Here is a 20916-nt window from a genome sequence, read left to right on the forward strand (position 1 = left end):
CCGCGGGCGCGGTTGGGCCAAGTCAGTTTTGCGACAAACCAGCCAGGACCCACAGGGCAATTCATGACAATCATCAGACCGGAGATCAGCGCCCGCGCCGCAGCAGCGCCCCGCAGTGGCATTGGCGAAATCGTCACCTATGCCCGAGGCCGCGAAAACCTGATGCCGCTCTGGATCGGCGAAGGCGATCTGCCGACGCCCGATTTCATCACCCGCGCCGCCAGCGAAGCCCTGCTCGCCGGCGAAACCTTCTACACCTGGACGCAGGGCATCCCGGCGCTCCGCGAGTCGATCGTGCGTTATTACCAGCGGCACTATGGGCGGGACCTGTCGGTCGACAACATTTATGTCACCGGCTCCGGCATGCAGTCGATCGTGCTCGCCATCCAGACCGTCGCCTCCGCCGGCAACGAGATCGTCTACCTCTCTCCCGCCTGGCCGAATGTCGTCAACGCCATCGGCGTTTCGGAAGCCAAGCCGGTCGCCGTCGAACTCGACTTTACCGACGGTCGCTGGGCGCTCGATATCGACCGGCTGGAGGCAGCGATAACCCCGAAGACCAGCGCCCTCTTCATCAATTCGCCGTCCAACCCGACCGGCTGGACCGCGACGCATGACGACCTGAAGGCCGTCCTCGAACTCGCCCGCAAGCACGGCCTGTGGATCGTCGCCGACGAGATCTACGGCCTCTATTATTTCGAAGGCGCCCGCGCGCCGTCTTTCATGGACATCATGGAGCCGGAAGACCGGATCATCTTCGCCAATTCCTTCTCGAAGAACTGGTGCATGACCGGCTGGCGGGTCGGCTGGATGGTCGCGCCCGCTGAAATCGGCCAGACGCTGACCAACCTCATCCAGTATTCGACATCCGGCGTCGCCCAGTTCATGCAGAAGGGCGCGATTGCCGCCCTCGAACAGGGCGACGAATTCGTCCGCACCAATATCGAACGGGCGCGGAAATCCCGCGACATCCTCTGCGACGCGCTGATTGCCACCAACCGGGTGGAAACGCTAAAACCGGCAGGCGCACTTTATGCCTTCCTGAAGATCGACGGCGTCACCGACAGCCGCGGGGAGGCGTTCAGGATCGTCGACAAGACCGGCGTCGGATTGGCGCCGGGAACCGCCTTCGGCCCAGGCGGCCAGGGTTTCATGCGGGCCTGTTTCCTGCGCGATCCGTTGCAGGTCGAGGATGCCGCGAACCGGCTCAGCGACTATATCCGCAGCCGGTAATCCGCCGGAACCATCGATCCGGGTGCCACATGACTAGAATTCTATTGATCCTTGTCGTCACTCTGGCGAGCTTCGGTCCCGCCCGTGCCGAGGATGCCGAAGTCGAAGCCTGGGCCAAGGAAAAATGCATCCGCTACGAGCGCGCCTGGAACCGGGCCAAGGATTTCATTGGGCTCGAGGGCGTTAGCCCCGGGTTCATCAACGGCAACGAAAAGTTCATCGCCGATGGCTGTTCGAGCGGTGCGGACGTCTGCCCGCACACACACAAGGAGATCGAGCTCGCCAATGCGCTGACCATGGCGGCGATGAATTTCGGCACCGCGAGCAGCTTCCTGCCTTTCATCTGCCGCCAGCGGTAAGAATTGTCGGCGATCAGTCCCCGAAATCCTCGGCTGTGGCGGAACGTCCGCCGGCAATGATCTCGCGTTTGCCGACATGGTTGGCGGGGCCGACCAGGCCTTCCTGCTCCATGCGCTCCACCAGCGACGCGGCGCGGTTGTAGCCGACCGAAAGGCGGCGTTGGATATAGGAGGTCGAGCACTTGCGGTCCTTCATGACCACTTTGACGGCCTTGTCGTAAAGCTCGTCGCTGTCGTCTCCGCCCATCGCGCTCTTGTCGAACACCGCTTCCTGGCTCGATGCGTCCTCGTCTTCCTCGTCGTCTTCGTCCTCGGTGACCGTGCCGAGATAATCCGGCCGGCCTTGTGTCTTCAGGTGACGGACTACCAGTTCGACTTCGGCATCCGAGACGAACGGGCCGTGGACGCGGGAAATCCGCCCGCCGCCCGCCATGTGCAGCATGTCGCCCTGGCCGAGCAGGTGTTCCGCACCTTGTTCGCCGAGAATGGTGCGGCTGTCGATCTTCGACGTCACCTGGAAGGAGATGCGGGTCGGGAAATTGGCCTTGATCGTGCCGGTGATGACATCGACCGAGGGACGCTGGGTCGCCATGATCAGGTGGATGCCGGCGGCACGTGCCATCTGCGCCAGTCGCTGGATCGCGCCTTCGATATCCTTGCCGGCGACCATCATCAGATCGGCCATCTCGTCGACGATGACGACGATATAGGGCATCGGCGAGAGGTCCATCTCCTGCTCTTCGTAGAGGATTTCGCCGGTCTGCCGGTCGAAGCCCGCCTGGACGCTGACAGAAATGACCTCGCCTTTTTCGCGGGCGCTTGCGGCACGCTGATTGTAGCCGTCGATATTGCGGACGGCGAGGCGAGACATCTTCTTGTAGCGATCCTCCATCTCGCGAACCGCCCATTTCAGCGCCAGGACGGCTTTCTTGGGATCGGTCACGACGGGGGTCAAAAGGTGCGGAATGCCGTCATAGACGGAAAGCTCCAGCATCTTCGGATCGATCATGATTAGCCGGCATTCCTCCGGCCGCAGCCGGTAGAGAAGCGACAGGATCATTGTGTTGATGGCAACCGACTTGCCCGAGCCGGTGGTGCCGGCGACGAGCAGATGCGGCATTTTTGCGAGTTCGGCGATAACAGGTTCGCCGCCGATCGTCTTGCCGAGGCAGAGCGCCAGCCGGTGCTTCGTCTCCCAATAGTCCTCGCACTCGATCAGTTCGCGGAAATAGACGGTTTCGCGCGTCGCGTTCGGCAGTTCGATGCCGATCACGTTGCGGCCGGGTACCACGGCGACGCGGGCCGACAGCGCCGACATCGACCGGGCGATATCGTCCGCAAGGCCGATGACACGCGAGGATTTGACGCCGGGCGCCGGCTCGAATTCGTAAAGCGTCACGACCGGCCCGGGCCGCACGTCGATGATCTCGCCGCGAATGCCGAAATCCTCGAGAATGCTTTCGAGCAGGCCGGCGCTCTGTTGCAGGGCATCCGGCTGCATGGCCTGGCCACGCTCGCCCTGCGGTTCCTGAAGCAGCGAGATCGGCGGGAATTCGTATTCCGCTTCCGCCGGCCGCACGGTCCGCGGACGTGCAATTTCGGGTTGGACAGGAGCCGGTTGGAGGGCGACAGGCTCCGCGGCCATGACCGGTGCGGGTACAGGTACCTGCTGCGCGACAGGGGCAGACACGGGTGCGACGACGACCGGTATCTTGGTTTTCGCCACGCGCTGCGGAGCGGGCTGAACCGGTCCGGGCGCCTTGACCGGCTCCGGTCTCGGAGACGGCGCGACGACCACGGTCCTGGCAGCAGCCCTGCGCGGCACTTCGCGATAGAGATCCGTGACCGGAGCGCCAGGCTGCGCCGCGACGACGGGCAGGACCTTCGACTCGACCGGCCGGGCTTCGGTCTCGATGACAGTGGGCCCTTCCAATTCGAACGGCATGGCGTCCCAGAAGGCGAAATCGGAGATCGCGATGTCCTGGCGCGGCGCCACGAGAGGTGTTGCCTCCTGAACCGGTTCGGGCCGCGTGACGATGACCGAATGCGTTTCCGGCACGTGGTAACGCATGGTCGCGGCAAGCTGCTGCAGGCCCGCGATCTGTTCGAGCGGAGCGGCGGACGGTTGATAGGTTACCGGCGAATCATGAGTGGCAGCTGTCAGGAACACTTCGGACGGAATCACTTCGATCTCTTCGGCAACAGGCATATTGACCGGCCCCTCGGGAGCCTGTCCGGCATTCGCCTTGCGGGCGAGCACGCTTTCGGGCGTGCGGGTGAATCGCACGTTCGGCGCCAGCCGGAAAGCCGCCTGCCAAGGCGCCTGCTCCAGAACCGGTTGATTGAAATCCGCAAGGCTCTGCGCGGGACGAGGCTGCTGCGCCGCGTCGACGGCATCGTCTTCGGCGTTGGGGAGGTCAGAACTCTGGGGATGATTATTGCGTGAGAACTGCATGACAACCAGACGAGATACGGGAACGGCACATTCTCACAGGAAGTAGAAAATAAAGGTTAACCGGTTCTTTCCACGCGATGGATGATGGCACGATTTGATTAGCGGATTAGCAGGCTTGCCAAGATTGCTGCGCTGCGTCATTCCTATAAGGATGCCGGCACCCGATCTCACCATTCTGGTTATCGATGAAAATGCCATCCGCGCTTCCATTATCGAGGAAGGGCTGCGGGAGGCTGGGCATAGCAAAGTCACGGTCATCCACGAGGTCCAGGGCGTCGCGCGCATCATCGAAACGTTGAAGCCGGACGTTATCGTCATCGATATCGAGAACCCCAACCGCGACATGATGGAGCATCTGTTCCAACTGACCCGCACCGTCAGCCGGCCGATCGCCATGTTCGTCGACCGTTCCGATACGGCCCTGATCGAAGCGGCGATGGATGCGGGCGTCTCGGCCTACGTGGTCGACGGGCTGAAGAAGGAGCGCGTCAAGGCGATCCTCGACATGGCGGTCAGCCGCTTCAACGCCTTCAGCCGGCTTCAGCGGGAACTCGCGGAGGCGAAGTCAGCGCTCGAGGAACGCAAGGTGATCGAACGCGCCAAGGGTATCCTCATGAAGATGCGCGGCCTTTCCGAAGAGGATGCCTTCGCTCTGCTGCGCCAGACGGCGATGAACGAAAAGAAGAAGATATCGGATATCGCCCAGAGCGTTGTGACTGCCGCGGGCTTGTTGATGTGATGATGTCGAGTACCGAAATGTCCGGGAGAAAGCCGGAGTGAACATGATGACCAAGACCGACCGATCCGGAAGCAATCTCGGCGCCCCTGCCCGCGCCGACGGTGAAGGGCCCAAAGTCCTGCGAGCCGGCTTTATTCCGCTGGTGGATGCATCCGTGCTGATCGCCGCCGCCGAATTCGGCTTTGCCGCGAAGGAAGGACTGACGCTCGATCTGGTCAAGGACGTTTCCTGGGCCAATGTCCGCGACCGCCTCGCCTTCCGCCAGTTCGACATCGCCCACATGCTGTCGCCGATGCCCGTCGCCTCGATGCTCGGCCTCGGCTCCAACCCCTCGCCGACCATCACGCCGTTTTCGCTCGGCCGCGGCGGCAATGCGATCACGCTCTCGACCCGCCTCTTCGACCGGATGCGCGAGACGGCCGGTCTTTCCGAGACTGCGGGAGCGCTGGAAAATGCCCAGGCCCTGGCAACCGTGATCCGCAGCATGAAGGCCAATGCCGAGACCCTGCCGACGCTCGGCATGACCTATCCGTTCTCTTCGCACAATTACGAATTCCGCTACTGGCTCGCCGCCGGCGGCATCGATCCGGACCGTGACGTCAAGCTTGTCGTCGTTCCGCCACCGCTGACATCGGATGCGCTGGCAGCCGGCGCCATCGACGGTTTCTGTGTCGGCGCGCCTTGGAACATGGTCGCCTCCGAACGCGGTGTCGGCCGCATCGTCGCCGCCAAGCAGGACATCTGGCCGTCGGCGCCGGAAAAGGTGATCGCCATGCGGCCGCAATGGGCCGAAAGCCATCCCGAAACCGTTTCCCGGCTCATCGTCGCGCTCGATGCCGCAGCCCGCTGGTGCGACAAGGCGGAGAACCATGATGCGCTGGCGGAAGTCCTGGCCGGCCCCCGCTTCATCGGCGCCCCGGTCAATATCATTCGTCATGTGCTGTCCGGCGAATTCAGCCTCGACGCCAAGGGCAACCGGCGCGTCATCGCCGATTATTTCACCTTCCATCGCGGCTTTGCGAACTACCCGCGGCCAAGCCACGCATTATGGCTCTACAGCCAGATGATCCGCTGGGGCCAGATAGAGTTCAGCGAGGACGGTTTGGCCGCCGCGGCGGCAGCCTATCGTCCCGATCTCTATCGGACCGCGCTCGGCATCGGGCCGACGCAACCCGACATCGGCGTCGAAGGCGACCGCGACGGCGACCGCTTTATGGACGGCCATGTCTTCGACCCTTCCGAGGTTTCGACCTATGTCGAAAATTTCGCCGTCAGCAGCTCTCTCGCAATCCCCGCCGACCGCGACGAGGTCTGATCTTCCGAGATGTGCTGCACAGCAATTGCGCGCATTCAATTTAGCAACCGCACAAAAATATTGCAGTCGCACAGATTGCCGACAATTTAAGCCAAAAGTTTCATAGAAGAAATTCATTTCATTTTCAACGGCCTAGAGGATTACATTGGACTTGGCACGCCGCTTGCTTCTTCATAATCGCCCCAGTCAATGGCGATTGGAGCAGATAAGCGCGCGATAAGCGCTTCCAGAGACATCGACGTCGCAAGGTTTTTGCTGCCCGGAAACTCCTCCCAGTTTCCGCAGGCGCAATCTCCAAGCGGCGTTTTTTTGTGCCTGAATTCCTAAGAACCAGCAGAGGGAACCTGCGCATGACCAAGATTTCGAAGACTGGGATTTTGACGAGCGGCATCACCCGCCGCAGCCTGATCAAGACCACAGCCACTGTCGCCCTCGTCGGCGCCGTCAAGACCGCATTCCCGTCCGGCGCCTTCGCAGCCGGGGCCGGCCCGGAAGTCAAAGGCATCAAGCTCGGCTACATCGCGCTCACCGACGCCGCCCCGCTGGTCATCGCCAAGGAAAAGGGTTTCTTCGACAAGCACGGCCTCCCCGATGTCGACGTCGCCAAGCAGGCTTCCTGGGGTGCGACCCGCGACAACCTCGTGCTTGGCGGTGCCGCCAACGGCATCGACGGCGCCCATATCCTCTCGCCGCTCCCCTACCTGATGCACACCGGCAAGGTGACCCAGAACAACAAGCCGGTGCCGATGGCGATTCTCGCCCGCCTCAACCTCGACAGCCAGGGCATTTCGGTCGCCAAGGAATATGCCGAGACCGGCGTGCAGCTCGATGCCTCCAAGCTGAAGGCGGCGTTTGAGAAGAAGAAGGCGGAGGGCAAGGAGATCAAGGCCGCCATGACCTTCCCGGGCGGCACCCATGACCTCTGGATCCGCTACTGGCTCGCCGCCGGCGGCATCGATCCCAACAAGGACGTCTCGACCATCGTCGTGCCGCCGCCGCAGATGGTGGCGAATATGAAGGTCGGCAACATGGACGTCTTCTGTGTCGGCGAACCTTGGAACGAGCAACTCGTCAACCAGGGCATCGGCTTCACCGCCGCCACCACCGGCGAACTCTGGAAGGGCCATCCGGAAAAGGCGCTCGGCCTGCGCGCCGACTGGATCGAGAAGAATCCGAACGCCGCCAAGGCTCTGCTGATGGCTGTCATGGAGGCCCAGCAATGGTGCGAAAGCATGGACAACAAGGCGGAGATGGCCGAGATCCTCGGACGCCGCCAGTGGTTCAACGTGCCGCCGAAGGACGTCCTCGGACGCCTGAAGGGCGATATCAACTACGGCAACGGCCGCATGGTTCCGGGCACCGACCTGTACATGAAGTTCTGGAAGGACGGCGCGTCCTATCCGTTCAAGAGCCATGACACCTGGTTCATGGCCGAGAACATCCGCTGGGGTTACCTTCCGGGCAATACCGACATCAAGGCGCTGGTCAACCAGGTGAACCGCGAGGACATCTGGCGCGATGCCGCCAAGGATCTCGGTGTCGCGGCAGCCGACATCCCGGCTTCCTCCTCGCGCGGCAAGGAAACCTTCTTCGACGGCAAGGTCTTCGATCCGGAAAACCCCTCGGCCTATCTCGACAGCCTTTCCATCAAGGCCGCGTCCTGATTTCCCCACCTCCGGCGCGTGGACGCACGCGCCGGCCTTTTCCCTTTCTAAGGAGCGCGCAGATGTCCGCCCTGGCAAAAAAAGAAAATGTTTCCGCAGTCGCTACCGCAAAGCCGGCAGCAACTATCGTCCCCTTTTCCGGCAAGCCCGTATCGAGGATCGATTTCAAGCAGATCGGCATGACGACACTGCGCAACGTCGTGCCGCCGGTTATCGTGCTGGCGCTGATCCTGCTCGTCTGGCAAGTCCTCTGTTCGGCGCCGAATGCCTCGCTTCCTTCGCCGCATGTCGTCTGGCAGCAAAGCTATGACCTGATCGTCTCGCCATTCTTCTACAACGGTTCGCAGGATATCGGCCTGGGGCTGCGCGTCCTCGTGTCGCTGCAGCGCGTCGCCTATGGCTTCGGTCTTGCGTCCGTAGCCGGGGTGTTGATCGGCGCGATCATCGGCCAATCCGTCTGGGCGATGCGCGGGCTCGACCCGATCTTCCAGGTGCTGCGCACCGTGCCGCCACTCGCCTGGCTGCCGCTGTCGCTCGCCGCCTTCCAGGACTCGAACCCCTCTGCGATCTTCGTGATCTTCATCACCTCGATCTGGCCTGTCATCATCAACACCGCCGTCGGCGTGCGCAACATCCCGCAGGACTATCGCAACGTCGCGCAGGTGCTGCGGCTGAACCAGATCGAATTCTTCTTCAAGATCATGCTTCCGTCGGCAGCCCCGTACATCTTCACGGGCCTCAGGATCGGAATCGGTCTCTCCTGGCTGGCGATCGTCGCCGCCGAGATGCTGACCGGCGGCGTCGGCATCGGCTTCTTCATCTGGGACGCGTGGAACTCTTCGCGCCTGCCCGACATCATCGTCGCGCTGGCCTATATCGGCGTCGTCGGCTTCGCCCTCGACAAGTTGGTTTCCGCGCTCGGCAAGATCATCACCCGCGGCGCTTCGGCAAACTGAGGAGCGGACCATGAACGCCTATCTGAAGCTCGACCATATCGACAAACATTTTGACCGCGGCGGCAATCGTGCCGAAGTTCTGAAGGATATCAACCTGACGATCTCCAAGGCCGAGTTCGTTTCGATCATCGGCCATTCCGGCTGCGGCAAGTCCACGCTCCTCAACCTCATCGCCGGTCTGACACCCGTCTCGGCAGGAGCTGTCCTGCTCGAAAATCGTGAGGTCAATGCGCCGGGTCCGGAACGCGCCGTCGTTTTCCAGAACCATTCGCTGCTGCCCTGGCTGACGGTCTACGAAAACGTCAACCTCGCCGTCTCAAAGGTCTTCGGCCGCACCAAGAGCCGGACCGAACGGCACGAATGGGTCATGGCCAATCTGGACCTCGTGCAGATGGCCCATGCCAAGGACAAGCGTCCATCCGAGATTTCGGGCGGCATGAAGCAGCGCGTCGGCATTGCCCGGGCACTCGCCATGGAACCGAAGATCCTGCTGCTCGACGAGCCCTTCGGCGCGCTGGACGCGCTGACCCGTGCCCATCTGCAGGACGCGGTCATGGAGATCCATTCGCGCCTCGGCAACACGATGGTGATGATCACCCACGATGTCGACGAGGCAGTACTGCTTTCCGACCGCATCGTGATGATGACCAACGGCCCGGCCGCCAAGATTGGCGAGGTGCTCGATGTGCCGATCCCCCGGCCGCGCAATCGTATCGAGCTCGCCTCGGACAGAACATATCTCAAGTGCCGCGAGGCAGTCCTGAAATTCCTCTACGAACGCCACCGCTTCGTTGAAGCCGCGGAGTAAAAACCATGACAGAAAAACTCATCATCATCGGCAATGGCATGGCGCCGGGACGCATGCTGGAACACCTCTTCGAACAGGCGCCCGGCCGCTACGACGTCACGATCTTCAACGCCGAACCGCGCGTCAACTACGACCGCATCATGCTCTCGCCGGTCCTCTCCGGCGAAAAGAGCTTCGAGCAGATCGTCATCCATGGCGACGGCTGGTACATCGACCACGGGATCACCCTCTACAAGGGCCACAAGATCGTTGCGATCGACCGGGCGGCGAAGACCGTTACCTCCGATCACGGCGTTACCGAAAGCTACGACAAGCTGGTGATCGCCACCGGTTCGGTGCCGTTCATCATCCCGGTGCCGGGCAAGGACCTGCCGGGCGTCATCACTTATCGCGACCTCGACGACGTCCAGGCCATGCTTCTCGCCGCCCAGTCGCGCGAAAAGGCGATCGTCATCGGTGGCGGTCTGCTCGGTCTCGAAGCGGCAGCCGGTCTTGCCCAGCGCGGCATGGACGTGACCGTGCTGCACGTGATGCCGACGCTGATGGAGCGCCAGCTCGATCCGGCCGCCGGTTACCTGCTGCAGAAGGCCGTCGAAGAACGCGGCATCAAGGTGATCTGCAAGGCCAATACCAAACAGATCATCGGCAATGGCAAGGTCGAGGGCGTCGAACTCGACAACGGCACGATCATCCCGGCGACGCTGGTGGTCATGGCCGTCGGCATCCGCCCGAGCGCCGGCCTCGCCAAGGAAGCAGGCCTTGCGGTCAATCGCGGCATCGTCGTCGATGCGGGAATGCAGACGTCTGACGGCGACATCTATTCCATCGGCGAATGCGCCGAAGTGGGCGGCATGGTCTATGGCCTCGTCGCACCGCTCTACGAAATGGCCCGTATCGCGGCATCGCATCTGGCAGGCGATACGAAGCCGGCCTTCGTGCATTCCGACACGCCCACCAAACTCAAGGTCACCGGCATCGACCTCTATTCGCTCGGCGACTTCGCCGACGGTGACGATCGGCAGGAAATCGTGCTGCGCGATGCTACCGCCGGCATCTACAAGCGCCTCGTCCTGAAGAACAACCGCATCATCGGCACGGTTCTTTACGGCGAGACCTCAGACGGCGCCTGGTTCAACGACCTGAAGAAGAAGGCGACCGATATCACGGAGATGCGCGATACGCTGATCTTCGGCCAGGCCTACCAGGGAGGGTCCCCGTTGGACCCTATGGCGGCCGTTGCAGCCTTGCCGGATGATGCGGAAATCTGCGGCTGCAACGGCGTCTGCAAGGGCAAGATCACCTCGACCATTACTGCCAAGGGCCTGACATCGCTCGACGACGTGCGCGCCCACACCAAGGCTTCCGCCTCCTGCGGCACCTGCACCGGCCTCGTCGAACAGCTGATGGCTCTGACGCTTGGCGACGCCTACAACCCGAAGGCCGTGCAGCCGATGTGCACCTGCACCGAACTTGGCCACGACGACGTCCGCCGCCTGATCAAGGCGAAGGGCCTGAAGACCATCCCCGCGGTCATGCAGGAACTGGAATGGAAGACCTCCTGCGGCTGCGCCAAATGCCGCCCGGCGCTCAACTATTATCTCGTCTGCGACTGGCCGGATGAATATGCCGACGATTACCAGTCGCGCTACATCAACGAACGCGTCCACGCCAACATCCAGAAGGACGGCACCTATTCCGTCGTGCCGCGGATGTGGGGCGGCGTCACCAATTCGCAGGAATTGAGGGCGATCGCCGACGTCGTCGACAAGTTCGAGATCCCGATGGTGAAGGTCACCGGCGGCCAGCGTATCGACCTTCTCGGCATCGAGAAGGAAGACCTGCCTGCCGTCTGGGCCGATCTGGGCAAGGCCGGCTTCATCTCCGGCCAGGCCTATGCCAAGGGCCTGCGCACCGTGAAGACCTGCGTCGGCTCCGATTGGTGCCGCTTCGGCACGCAGGATTCGACCGGCCTCGGCATCCGCATCGAGAAATTCATGTGGGGCTCGTGGACACCGGCCAAGCTGAAAATGGCGGTCTCCGGGTGTCCGCGCAACTGTGCGGAAGCGACCTGCAAGGACATCGGCGTCATCTGCGTGGACTCGGGCTTCGAGATCCATTTCGCAGGCGCTGCCGGCCTCGACATCAAGGGCACCGAAGTGCTCGGCCTGGTGAAGACCGAGGACGAGGCGCTCGAATACATCGTCGCACTCACGCAGATGTACCGCGAACAGGGTCGTTATCTCGAGCGCATCTACAAATGGGCGAAGCGCATCGGCCTCGACGAAATCCGCCGGCAGATCATGACCGATACGGAGAAGCGCCAGGCCTATTACGAGCGCTTTGTCTTCTCCCAGAAATTCGCCCAGGTCGATCCCTGGTCGGAGCGTGTCTCCGGCAAGGACAAACACGAGTTCCGGCCGATGGCGACAGTCGGTTATTCGCATGCAGCCGAGTGAGGAGATGGACATGAACTGGATCGCAATCGGCAAGCTGACCGACATTCCGCTCCGCGGCGCGCGCTGCGTGAAGACGCCCCAAGGCAAGATCGGCGTGTTCCGCACCGCCGAAAACCAGGTCTTCGCCATCGAAGATCACTGCCCTCACAAGGGTGGACCGCTCAGCCAGGGCATCGTGCACGGCACCTCGGTGACGTGTCCACTGCACAACTGGGTGATCTCGCTCGAAACCGGCAAGGCGCTCGGCGCCGACGAAGGTTCGGTCCGGACCATCCGGCTCGAACTGCGCGGCGAAGACATCTTCATGGCACTCGAAGAACAGCTGGCCGCAGCCGAATAATCGGCGCGGCCATTTCAAACGACTACGCTCTAGGGAGACGAGAAAAAAATGTCCTATGTCACACCAACGGAATTCGTGACGAAGATGATCGACGCCGGCGAGGCGAAGATCTTCATGTCCACGCGCGATACCTTGATCCGGGCTTTCATGGCGGGCGCAATCCTTGCGCTTTCCGCCGCCTTTGCCGTCACCATCACGGTGCAGACCGGCAATGCGCTTGCCGGCGCAATCCTCTTCCCGGTCGGCTTCTGCCTCCTCTATCTGATGGGCTTCGATCTCCTGACGGGTGTCTTTACGCTCTCGCCTCTCGCGCTGATCGACAAGCGGCCGGGAGCGACCGCCGGCGGCGTGCTGCGTAACTGGACGCTCGTCTTCATCGGCAATTTCGCCGGCGCCTTCCTCGTTGCGGTGATGATGGCGATCATCTTCACCTTCGGTTTCAGCGAGGTGCCCAACGAGGTTGGCCAGAGGATCGGCCATATCGGCGAAGGTCGCACGCTGGGGTATGCCGCCCACGGCGCAGCGGGCATGCTGACGCTCTTCATCCGCGGCGTTCTCTGCAACTGGATGGTTTCGACCGGTGTCGTCGCCGCGATGATGTCGACCTCCGTATCCGGCAAGGTCATCGGCATGTGGATGCCGATCATGCTGTTCTTCTACATGGGTTTCGAACATTCCATCGTGAACATGTTCCTGTTCCCTTCCGGCCTGCTGCTGGGCGGCAAGTTCTCGTTCATGGATTACATGATCTGGAACGAAATCCCGACCGTCATCGGCAATCTTGTCGGCGGCCTCACCTTCGTCGGCCTCACCCTCTATTCGACCCATGGCCGCAAGAAGAACAAGCAGAGCGTTCCGGCTGGCCATATCGGCAATCCTGCCGGCGTTCCGGCGGAGTGAACCGATGGGGGCGGGCCTTCTGGAAACGGAAATGCAGGCGGGTGGAAACACCACAAGGACGACCTGCCCCTATTGCGGCGTCGGCTGCGGCGTCATCGCCACGGTGGCGGACAACGGCGCCGTGACGGTCAAAGGCGATCCGGAACACCCGGCCAATTTCGGCCGGCTCTGTTCCAAGGGATCGGCGCTTGCCGAAACGATCGATCTCGAGGGGCGTGTCCTCTTCCCCGAGATCCTCGGCCGGCAGACGGATTGGGACGAGGCGCTCGATCTCGTCGCCGAAAAATTCTCGAAAACCATCGCCGAACACGGACCGGATTCTGTTGCCTTCTACGTCTCCGGCCAGTTGCTGACCGAAGACTATTACGTTGCCAACAAACTGATGAAGGGTTTCATCGGCTCGGCAAATATCGACACCAATTCCAGGCTTTGCATGTCTTCGTCCGTCGCCGGCCACCGCCGCGCTTTCGGATCCGATACCGTTCCCGGCACCTACGAGGACATCGAACTCGCCGATCTGGTCATCCTCACCGGCTCCAACCTCGCCTGGTGCCATCCGGTGATCTACCAGCGGCTCGCAGCAGCCAAGACCGCGCGGCCGGGCATGAAGATCGTCGTCATCGATCCGCGCCGGACGATGACCTGCGACATTGCCGACCTGCATCTGGGCATCCGGCCGGATGGCGACGTGGCGCTGTTCATGGGCCTGCTCGCCCATCTGGCGCAAAGCCCGGCGATCGACCAGAACTATATCGCCGCACATACGCAAGGATTTGGCGAAGCCTTTGCTGCCGCTGCCGCGCTTTCCTTCACCGAATTGATGGAGCGGACGGGCCTGCCGGCGATACAGCTTCGCGAGTTCTTTCACCTGTTCGAGACGACGGAAAAGGTCGTCACCTGCTATAGCCAGGGCGTCAACCAGTCGGCGTCGGGGACGGACAAGGTCAACGCCATCATCAACTGCCATCTGGCGACCGGCCGCATCGGCCGGCCGGGCACAGGACCCTTTTCGCTGACCGGCCAGCCGAATGCCATGGGCGGCCGCGAGGTCGGCGGTCTCGCCAACATGCTCGCCGCCCATATGGCGATCGAAAGCGCAGACGATCGCGACCGGGTGCAGCGTTTCTGGGCCTCGCCGCGGATCGCCGAAAAGCCGGGCCTGAAGGCCGTCGACATGTTCCGCGCTGTTGCCGACGGGCGGATCAAGGCGCTGTGGATCATGGCCACCAATCCGGTCGTTTCGATGCCGGATGCCGATGCGGTTGAGGCCGCCATCAAGGCCTGTCCTTTCGTAGTTGTCTCCGACATTCTTCGGGACACCGACACGGCCCGCCACACCCATGTCCTGCTGCCTTCGGTCGGCTGGGGCGAAAAGGACGGCACCGTCACCAATTCGGAACGCCGCATCTCCCGCCAGCGCTGGTTTCTCTCCGCGCCTGGTGAAGCCAAGGCCGATTGGTGGCAGATGGCAGAGGTCGGCCGACGCATGGGCTTTGACGGCTTCGATTATCAATCTGCGGCTGAGATCTTCGCCGAACATGCCGCACTTTCGGCCTTCGAGAACGACGGCAGCCGGGATTTCGATATCGGAGCGTGTGTCGAAATCGGCGAAGAGGGATACGATGCACTGACGCCGTTCCAATGGCCTGCTCCGCTGGGAGATACCCCCCTCTGGCCTGCCGGCCATCTCCCCCTCAAGGGGGGAGATCACAAGCGGCAGGATCGTCGCTTCCAAAGAAACGAGACGGCCTGCTCGACGGATGATTTTGGACAAAGAGTTGGCGCCCAGCCGATCTCCCCCCTTGAGGGGGAGATGTCCGGCAGGACAGAGGGGGGTCGCGACAAGCGCTTCTTCGCGAATGGGGACTTCTATCATCCGGATCGCAAGGCACGTTTCATCCCCGTCCAGGCTCCGGCCACCGACCGTACCAACGAAAAATACCCGCTGACGCTGAATACCGGCCGCGTCCGCGATCACTGGCATACGATGACGCGGACGGCCAAAAGCGCCAGGCTTTCCGGCCATATCGCCGAGCCCTTTGCAGAACTCCATCCGCGCGATGCGATGGAACTCGGCATTCGCGGCGCCGGCCTGGTCGAACTCGAAAGCCCCCACGGCAAGGCAATCGTCCGGGCGCTGGTCACCGAACGCCAGGCCCGTGGAAACGTCTTCGTGCCGATGCACTGGAACGACCAGTTCGCCGCAAAAGCGCGCATCGACGCGCTGGTCGCACCTGTCACCGATCCGTTTTCCGGCCAACCGGCTTCGAAGAATGTCGCGATTGCCGCCCGGCCATTCGCTGCTTGTTTCTACGGCTTTGCCGTTTCCGCCTTGAAACCCTTGAACCCGCAGGCGGATTATTGGGCGCTCGCCAAGGCCGATAGCGGCTGGCGGATCGAGCTGGCGTTCGCGGACCCGGTCGAGGACTGGGTGGCCTGGTGCCGGGCAGCATTCGGCATCCCGGCCGAGATCGAGCCGCTCGGTTATGCCGACCATCCGTCCGGCGACCTGCGCCTCGCCTTTTTCGACGGCGGAAAGCTGCTCGCCGCACTTTTCCTCGCGAACCAGCCGGTCGCCGTCGCGCGCAACTGGGCAATCGGCCAACTTGCCGCCGAACACGCCGACCTGCGCAAGCGCTTTGCGATCGTCGCCGGACGACCCGGAGCCGACCAGCCGGATCCCGGCGCCGCCGTCTGCTCCTGCTTTTCAGTCGGGGTCAACCGGATCATCGGCGCCGTGCGAGGCGGCTGTCACAGCGTCGAGGCGGTCGGGAAAGCAACCAATGCCGGCACCAATTGCGGCTCCTGCCGCGCTGAAATCAGGGGGATCATCGATGGATGTCTTGCAGCAGCCGCGGAATGAAGCATCTCCTGATCGTGGTGCCCGCATGGCGCCGCTTGCGAAGCTCCCGGTCTTCTGGGCGCTCGAAGGCAGGCCCGTCATCGTTGCCGGTGGGTCGGATGCGGCTGCCTGGAAAGCCGAGCTGCTCGCCGCCTGCGGCGCCAATGTGCATGTCTATGCGGATAGGCTTTCCGAGACCTTCGAAAAGCTGATCGAACGCGGGGCGGAACATCCGCAGGGCCGCTTTATCCATCATCCGAAGGTGTGGGACCCTTCGATTTTCGAGGCCGCAGCGATTGCGATTGCGGATTGCGAGGATGAGGACGAGGCGCAGGCGTTTTTCGACGCTGCCCGCGCGGCCGGCGTGCCGGTTAACGTCATCGACAAACCCGCCTTCTGCCAGTTCCAGTTCGGTTCGATCGTCAACCGCTCGCCGGTCGTCGTATCCATTTCAACCGATGGCGCGGCGCCGATCCTGGCGCAGGCCATCCGCCGTCGTATCGAAACCCTGCTGCCGGCCTCGTTGAAAACTTGGGCGGAACTCGCCCAGTCGCTCAGGGAAAAGATCAACGACCGCCTGGCGCCCGGCCCGCAGCGAAGAGCTTTTTGGGAACGTTTCGTGGACCGCGCCTTTGGCAGCGAACCGGGATCGGGCAGCGAAGCCACAATCCTCGCTGATGCCGGCCGCGTGGCATCCTCAGCCCACAAGGGCCGTGTCACCCTCGTTGGCGCCGGCCCTGGCGATGCCGAACTTCTGACGCTGAAGGCCGTGCGCGCCTTGCAGGCGGCCGACGTCATCCTGTTCGACGATCTCGTCTCCGACGAGGTGCTGGAGCTCGCACGCCGCGAGGCGAAACGCATGCTGGTGGGAAAACGCGGTGGCCGGGTAAGCTGCCGCCAGGAAGACATCAACGACATGCTGGTGAAGTTCGCCAAGGCGGGCAAACGCGTCGTCCGCCTGAAGTCCGGCGATCCGATGGTCTTTGGCCGTGCCGGCGAAGAGATCGCCTGCCTGGAACGAGAAGGCATCCCCGTCGACGTGGTGCCGGGCATCACCTCGGCGAGCGCCATGGCCTCGCGGCTCGGCGTGTCGCTGACCCATCGCGACCATGCGCAGGGCGTTCGTTTCGTCACCGGCCATTCGCGCAAGGGCGTGCTGCCGGACAATCTGGACTGGAAAAGCCTCGCCGATCCGAAGACCACGACCATCTATTACATGGCGGGACGCACTGCGGGCGAGATCGTCAGCAAGCTGACGGACGCCGGCATGACGCACGACATGCCGGTCGTGATCGTCAGCGCAGTGACGCGGCCGAACGAGCGGCGCTGGGCAGGACAGCTGAGCGACATGGCAGCGGCCATGGCAGAGATCGGCATCGATGAACCCGTGCTGATCGGCATCGGCCACGTATTTCGCAAGGTCGATTTCGCCGACTGCACGCAGTGGAGCGGCCAGGCCGCAGCAAGCCCCTGACGGAAAAGGGGCGGTAAAAACCGCCCCTTGAATCACAGATCAACTGAATCACAGGCTTATCGAGGCGCAGAGGCGGACCCGTCCTTGTAATAGGAGACGTAGCTGCTGTGCAGCCGCTCCGGCGCGCCTGGATCCGCATAGCGGTGCAGCTCCGACATCTCTGTCTTGTTGAGGATCACGCCCACCGTTTTCGAGGCGATCTGCGGTTCGGACCGGATCACCGACTGCACCGCCTTCGCAGGCGTCACGCCCCATTCGGTAACGAAGACGAAACCATCGACATAGGGCTCGAAGGCCTTGGCATCAATAACCGGGAGGAGCGGCGCCAGGTCGACGACGATGACGTCGAACGTATCCTTGATGCTTTCGAGGAAGTGGCTCATGCCGGAAGAAGCGAGGAGTTCGCTCGTATGGGCAAGCTGCTTGCTACGCGTCGTCATCGGCAGGATCGTCAGGCGCGACCGGCGGTCGACACGCGCGGCATTGGTCCATGGCGTCTGCTGGAGCACCACTTCGACCAGTCCGACTTCCGGCTCCGAGGCCAGCATGCGGCTGAGACCCGGATTACGCAGGTCGGCGTCGATCACCAGGGTTCGAACGCCCGTCGAGGCGATCAGTCCGGCGAAATTGGCGGCGACCATCGATTTCCCTTCGCCCGGCAGGCAGGAGACCACGCCGATCACCCGGCACTTCCGCTCCTGCAGCATGATATCGCAGGCAAGCTTGGCATTGCGTAGCGTCTCGGCGAATTGAGACCGCGGCGCCTCGACCGCGACCCGCATCAATCGGCGGAACGAGATCGGGTTGCCGGGAGGCGCTCCGGCCGCCTCGGCCTCAGTTGGTGGCGGTGGCGGCGCGTCCTCCGCGAAGGCACCGCTGACCTTCGGCAGGTAGCCGAGGAAGCGAAGGCCAAGCTTCTCCTGCACATCGTCGCCGGTCCGGAAGAACCGCTCGCGGAATTCCAAGAGCGTTGCCGCCGCGCCGCCGATCAGCAGGCCAAGCACGACGGAGAGCGCCATGGTCAGCGTCTTGCGCGGGCTGGACGGGGCAGTCGGCAGGCCAGCGTCAGAGATCACGCGAGCCTTGGCGATCGGGAAGGATTGCCGTTGTGTTGCCTCTTCGAAACGACCGAGGAAGGATTCGTAGAGCGTCTTCAGCGCCGCCGCCTTCTGCTCCAGTTCGCGTAGCTGGACCATCGAGACATTCGCCTCCGAATTGCGTCCCGCAACCCGGTCGATGCTCTCACGCAGCGATTTTTCGCGCGAACTCGCCACTTCGAACACGTTGCGGAAGCTGCCGGTCAACTGCTGCAGCTCGCGATAAATCTGCTGCGCGAGTTCGCTCTTTTCCGTCTTGAGCGCGACCGCCTGCGGATGGTTCGCGCCGAACTGCTGGATGATGCCCTGCTCGCGGTCGGAAATGTTGATATAACGCTTGCGGAGGTCCTGAATGACCGTGTTGTCCGTATCGCGAGCCGAAACGACTGCGTTCTGAACGGCCGCGTCAGGCCCCTTGTCGATGATCGCCTGATATTGGTTGTAGCGTGCCGAAGCGGTTGCCGCATCGGCCTGGGCGACGATCAGCTGGCTGTTGAGATCCGAAAGCTGCTGCGTCGACAGGAGTTCGCCGCGCGGCGAAACCAGACCGTGTTGGGTCTTGAATTGCTCGACGGCAAGCGAGGCCTGCTGCGAGCGGGTGTTGAGGTCGTTCAACCGTTCCTGCAGCCAGAGCGAAGCCCGCTCCGTCGCATCGAAATTGGCGTTGAGCTGTTCGGTCAGATAGGATTCCGCATAGGTCCGCGTGATCAGCGCGGCAAGTTGCGGGTCTGGCGAACGAATGGACAGCGCAATCACCGAGCTGCGACCGACACGCTCCACGGTCAGCGATTGCTGCAGAACGGCCGCCGCCTTTTCGACCCGGCCCATCCTGACATTCTCCTCGGAAGGCGGTGGGCTGCCGGGTGTCAGAAGCGCAACGACACTGCGTATGGCGCCCTTGGCAAGATCGACGGGCGACTGCGGCGGGTTGACCACCGCCTCGTTCTGGTCGAGCTTGGCCTTGTCGACCACCCTTACCGCCAAGGCCTTGGATTTCAGAATCTCGACGGCACTCGACATGCGATTGTCGATCTGCTGGGCCGTCTGACTGTCCTGAGGGTCGTCTGCGTAACGCGAAAGGTTATCATCGATCAGTATCTGCGTCAGCGCAGTATAAATCGGCTGCGCCATCACGAGGTAAACCCCGGCAAGGACAACCGTCACAACGAGGCACACGACGATGACGCCCGAACGACGGATCGCAGCTGCCCAGAGCTTATCGAGATCGATGAATGTGTCGTGATCCCGCGTTTCGCTCGGGAATATCGTTCTCGGTCTGAAGTTTACCTGATCCATAGGGCTCGCTTTCTGGAGCTTTGGGGGACGGATGGCGGAACCGCCGCCATCCGCCTCGTATGACTTGAATGCGCGTCAGGCGGCCTTGACCCGCGTTTCGTGCGACATCAGCAATTCCTTGATGGAGGCGTAAATCTCGGCCCCCATGTCCTGGCGAAGCATGGCGAAGGCGACATTCGCTTCGATGAAGCCGCGCTTGCTGCCGCAATCGAAAGTGCGTCCCTGATAGGGATGCGCATGGAACGGCTGGACCTGCGCAAGCTTGTGCATGCTGTCCGTCAGCTGAATTTCGTTGCCGGCGCCGCGTTCCTGCCGGGCCAGCAGTTCGAAGATTTCCGGCTGCAGAATATAGCGCCCATTCAGGTAATAATTGGACGGCGCCTCGGCAGGTTTCGGCTTTTCGACCATTTCCGTCACCTCGAAACCGTGCGGCACGCTGTGGCCGACCCCCACGATGCCGTAGTTCGACGTCTCTTCGGGTGCGCATTCCTCGACCGCGAAGACATTGCCGCCGACTTCTTCATAGAGATCCATCAGCCCCGCCATGCAACCCTGCGAACCGTAGGAGACCATGTCGGGCAGAAGCAGTGCGAAGGGTTCGTTGCCCACCAGTTCGCGGGCGCACCAGACCGCATGACCAAGCCCGAGCGGCACCTGCTGGCGCGTATAGCTGACGGTGCCGGCGACCGGCAGCATCTTTTCGAGCTGGGTAACCTGGACCGTCTTGCCCGAGCGGGTCAGCGTCGCGACGAGCTCCGGCGCGCTGTCGAAATAGTCCTCGATCGCGGTTTTGTTGCGGCTGGTCACGAAAATGATGTTCTCGATTCCCGCCTGCATGGCCTCGTCGACCGCATATTGAACGACGGGCCGATCGACGATCGTCAACATCTCCTTCGGCATGGCCTTGGTGGCCGGCAGGAACCGAGTGCCGTTGCCTGCGACGGGTATCACCGCCTTTCGAACTGGTCTTTTCATGTCCATT

Annotated in this window: 14 protein-coding genes and 2 pseudogenes; 13 read left to right on the plus strand and 3 right to left on the minus strand. The window is 62.5% G+C overall.

From position 1 onward, the window contains the following. The first annotated feature begins 63 nt into the window (after window positions 1-63). Both ACZ9IU_RS19170 and ACZ9IU_RS19175 read left to right on the plus strand, forming a co-directional pair. Window positions 64-1233, plus strand: coding sequence for a pyridoxal phosphate-dependent aminotransferase (locus ACZ9IU_RS19170; protein WP_038545903.1), 1170 nt, complete (start codon window positions 64-66; stop codon window positions 1231-1233). A 29-nt stretch (window positions 1234-1262) separates the two neighbouring features. Then, a complete protein-coding gene (locus tag ACZ9IU_RS19175; RefSeq protein WP_157885174.1) occupies window positions 1263-1592 on the plus strand; it encodes a hypothetical protein in 330 nt (109 codons plus the stop codon). A gap of 13 nt (window positions 1593-1605) precedes the next feature. Here ACZ9IU_RS19175 and ACZ9IU_RS19180 read toward each other — a convergent pair whose 3' ends face one another. Next, window positions 1606-4047, minus strand: a complete 2442-nt coding sequence (locus tag ACZ9IU_RS19180) for a DNA translocase FtsK (protein WP_051899831.1) — start codon at window positions 4045-4047, stop codon at window positions 1606-1608. 151 nt (window positions 4048-4198) lie between these two features. Here ACZ9IU_RS19180 and ACZ9IU_RS19185 point away from each other — a divergent pair, with 151 nt between their 5' ends. The 11 genes and pseudogenes from ACZ9IU_RS19185 (at window position 4199) to cysG (ending at window position 17541) form a co-directional block, all read left to right on the plus strand. Next, a complete protein-coding gene (locus ACZ9IU_RS19185) occupies window positions 4199-4786 on the plus strand; it encodes an ANTAR domain-containing response regulator (protein WP_038545908.1) in 588 nt (195 codons plus the stop codon). A gap of 37 nt (window positions 4787-4823) precedes the next feature. Then, window positions 4824-6101 carry a CmpA/NrtA family ABC transporter substrate-binding protein gene (locus tag ACZ9IU_RS19190; RefSeq protein WP_157885175.1) on the plus strand — a complete coding sequence of 426 codons (1278 nt, stop codon included), beginning with the start codon at window positions 4824-4826 and terminating at the stop codon, window positions 6099-6101. 350 nt (window positions 6102-6451) lie between these two features. Next, window positions 6452-7765, plus strand: coding sequence for a CmpA/NrtA family ABC transporter substrate-binding protein (locus ACZ9IU_RS19195; protein ID WP_038545911.1), 1314 nt, complete (start codon window positions 6452-6454; stop codon window positions 7763-7765). Window positions 7766-7827: 62 nt separating this feature from the next. Continuing rightward, window positions 7828-8721, plus strand: a complete 894-nt coding sequence (gene ntrB / locus ACZ9IU_RS19200) for a nitrate ABC transporter permease (RefSeq protein ID WP_038545914.1) — start codon at window positions 7828-7830, stop codon at window positions 8719-8721. Between the two features lie 10 nt (window positions 8722-8731). Beyond that, window positions 8732-9529: an ABC transporter ATP-binding protein gene (locus ACZ9IU_RS19205; RefSeq protein ID WP_038545917.1), complete on the plus strand. Its 798-nt coding sequence runs from the start codon at window positions 8732-8734 to the stop codon at window positions 9527-9529. A 5-nt stretch (window positions 9530-9534) separates the two neighbouring features. After that, entirely contained in the window at window positions 9535-11985 is a 2451-nt protein-coding gene (nirB, locus tag ACZ9IU_RS19210; RefSeq protein ID WP_038545920.1) for a nitrite reductase large subunit NirB, read from the plus strand. Window positions 11986-11989: 4 nt separating this feature from the next. Further along, complete coding sequence (nirD, locus tag ACZ9IU_RS19215) at window positions 11990-12325, plus strand: nitrite reductase small subunit NirD (protein WP_038545923.1); 336 nt, start codon at window positions 11990-11992, stop codon at window positions 12323-12325. 48 nt (window positions 12326-12373) lie between these two features. Next, entirely contained in the window at window positions 12374-13225 is an 852-nt protein-coding gene (locus tag ACZ9IU_RS19220; protein ID WP_038545926.1) for a formate/nitrite transporter family protein, read from the plus strand. Between the two features lie 31 nt (window positions 13226-13256). Then, window positions 13257-14894 (plus strand): annotated as a pseudogene (locus ACZ9IU_RS19225) (molybdopterin-dependent oxidoreductase); the annotation flags it as partial. Window positions 14895-15071: 177 nt separating this feature from the next. After that, window positions 15072-16088: pseudogene (locus ACZ9IU_RS19230) on the plus strand (molybdopterin dinucleotide binding domain-containing protein); the annotation flags it as partial. Next, entirely contained in the window at window positions 16060-17541 is a 1482-nt protein-coding gene (gene cysG / locus ACZ9IU_RS19235) for a siroheme synthase CysG (protein WP_038545927.1), read from the plus strand. The pseudogene ACZ9IU_RS19230 and the gene cysG, both read left to right, overlap by 29 nt. A gap of 56 nt (window positions 17542-17597) precedes the next feature. Here the strand turns inward: cysG and ACZ9IU_RS19240 are convergent, their stop codons facing one another. Then, the gene (locus ACZ9IU_RS19240) at window positions 17598-19934 is read right to left on the minus strand and encodes a polysaccharide biosynthesis tyrosine autokinase (RefSeq protein ID WP_038545930.1); all 2337 of its coding nucleotides are present in this window, start codon (window positions 19932-19934) and stop codon (window positions 17598-17600) included. Between the two features lie 75 nt (window positions 19935-20009). Next, a complete protein-coding gene (locus tag ACZ9IU_RS19245; protein WP_038545933.1) occupies window positions 20010-20915 on the minus strand; it encodes a UTP--glucose-1-phosphate uridylyltransferase in 906 nt (301 codons plus the stop codon). Window position 20916: the final 1 nt, after the last annotated feature.

The sequence above is a fragment of the Mesorhizobium sp. USDA 4132 genome (genome assembly GCF_056279545.1).

Excerpts from the sequence above, each read along its gene's own strand:
- ACZ9IU_RS19195 (WP_038545911.1), top strand. The coding sequence starts at position 6,452 with ATGACCAAGATTTCGAAGACTGGGATTTTGACGAGCGGCATCACCCGC.
- ntrB (WP_038545914.1), top strand. The coding sequence starts at position 7,828 with ATGTCCGCCCTGGCAAAAAAAGAAAATGTTTCCGCAGTCGCTACCGCA.
- ACZ9IU_RS19175 (WP_157885174.1), top strand. The coding sequence starts at position 1,263 with ATGACTAGAATTCTATTGATCCTTGTCGTCACTCTGGCGAGCTTCGGT.
- ACZ9IU_RS19170 (WP_038545903.1), top strand. The coding sequence starts at position 64 with ATGACAATCATCAGACCGGAGATCAGCGCCCGCGCCGCAGCAGCGCCC.
- ACZ9IU_RS19245 (WP_038545933.1), bottom strand. The coding sequence starts at position 20,915 with ATGGACATGAAAAGACCAGTTCGAAAGGCGGTGATACCCGTCGCAGGC.
- ACZ9IU_RS19185 (WP_038545908.1), top strand. The coding sequence starts at position 4,199 with ATGCCGGCACCCGATCTCACCATTCTGGTTATCGATGAAAATGCCATC.
- nirD (WP_038545923.1), top strand. The coding sequence starts at position 11,990 with ATGGACATGAACTGGATCGCAATCGGCAAGCTGACCGACATTCCGCTC.
- cysG (WP_038545927.1), top strand. The coding sequence starts at position 16,060 with ATGGATGTCTTGCAGCAGCCGCGGAATGAAGCATCTCCTGATCGTGGT.
- ACZ9IU_RS19205 (WP_038545917.1), top strand. The coding sequence starts at position 8,732 with ATGAACGCCTATCTGAAGCTCGACCATATCGACAAACATTTTGACCGC.
- ACZ9IU_RS19240 (WP_038545930.1), bottom strand. The coding sequence starts at position 19,934 with ATGGATCAGGTAAACTTCAGACCGAGAACGATATTCCCGAGCGAAACG.
- ACZ9IU_RS19220 (WP_038545926.1), top strand. The coding sequence starts at position 12,374 with ATGTCCTATGTCACACCAACGGAATTCGTGACGAAGATGATCGACGCC.
- nirB (WP_038545920.1), top strand. The coding sequence starts at position 9,535 with ATGACAGAAAAACTCATCATCATCGGCAATGGCATGGCGCCGGGACGC.
- ACZ9IU_RS19180 (WP_051899831.1), bottom strand. The coding sequence starts at position 4,047 with ATGCAGTTCTCACGCAATAATCATCCCCAGAGTTCTGACCTCCCCAAC.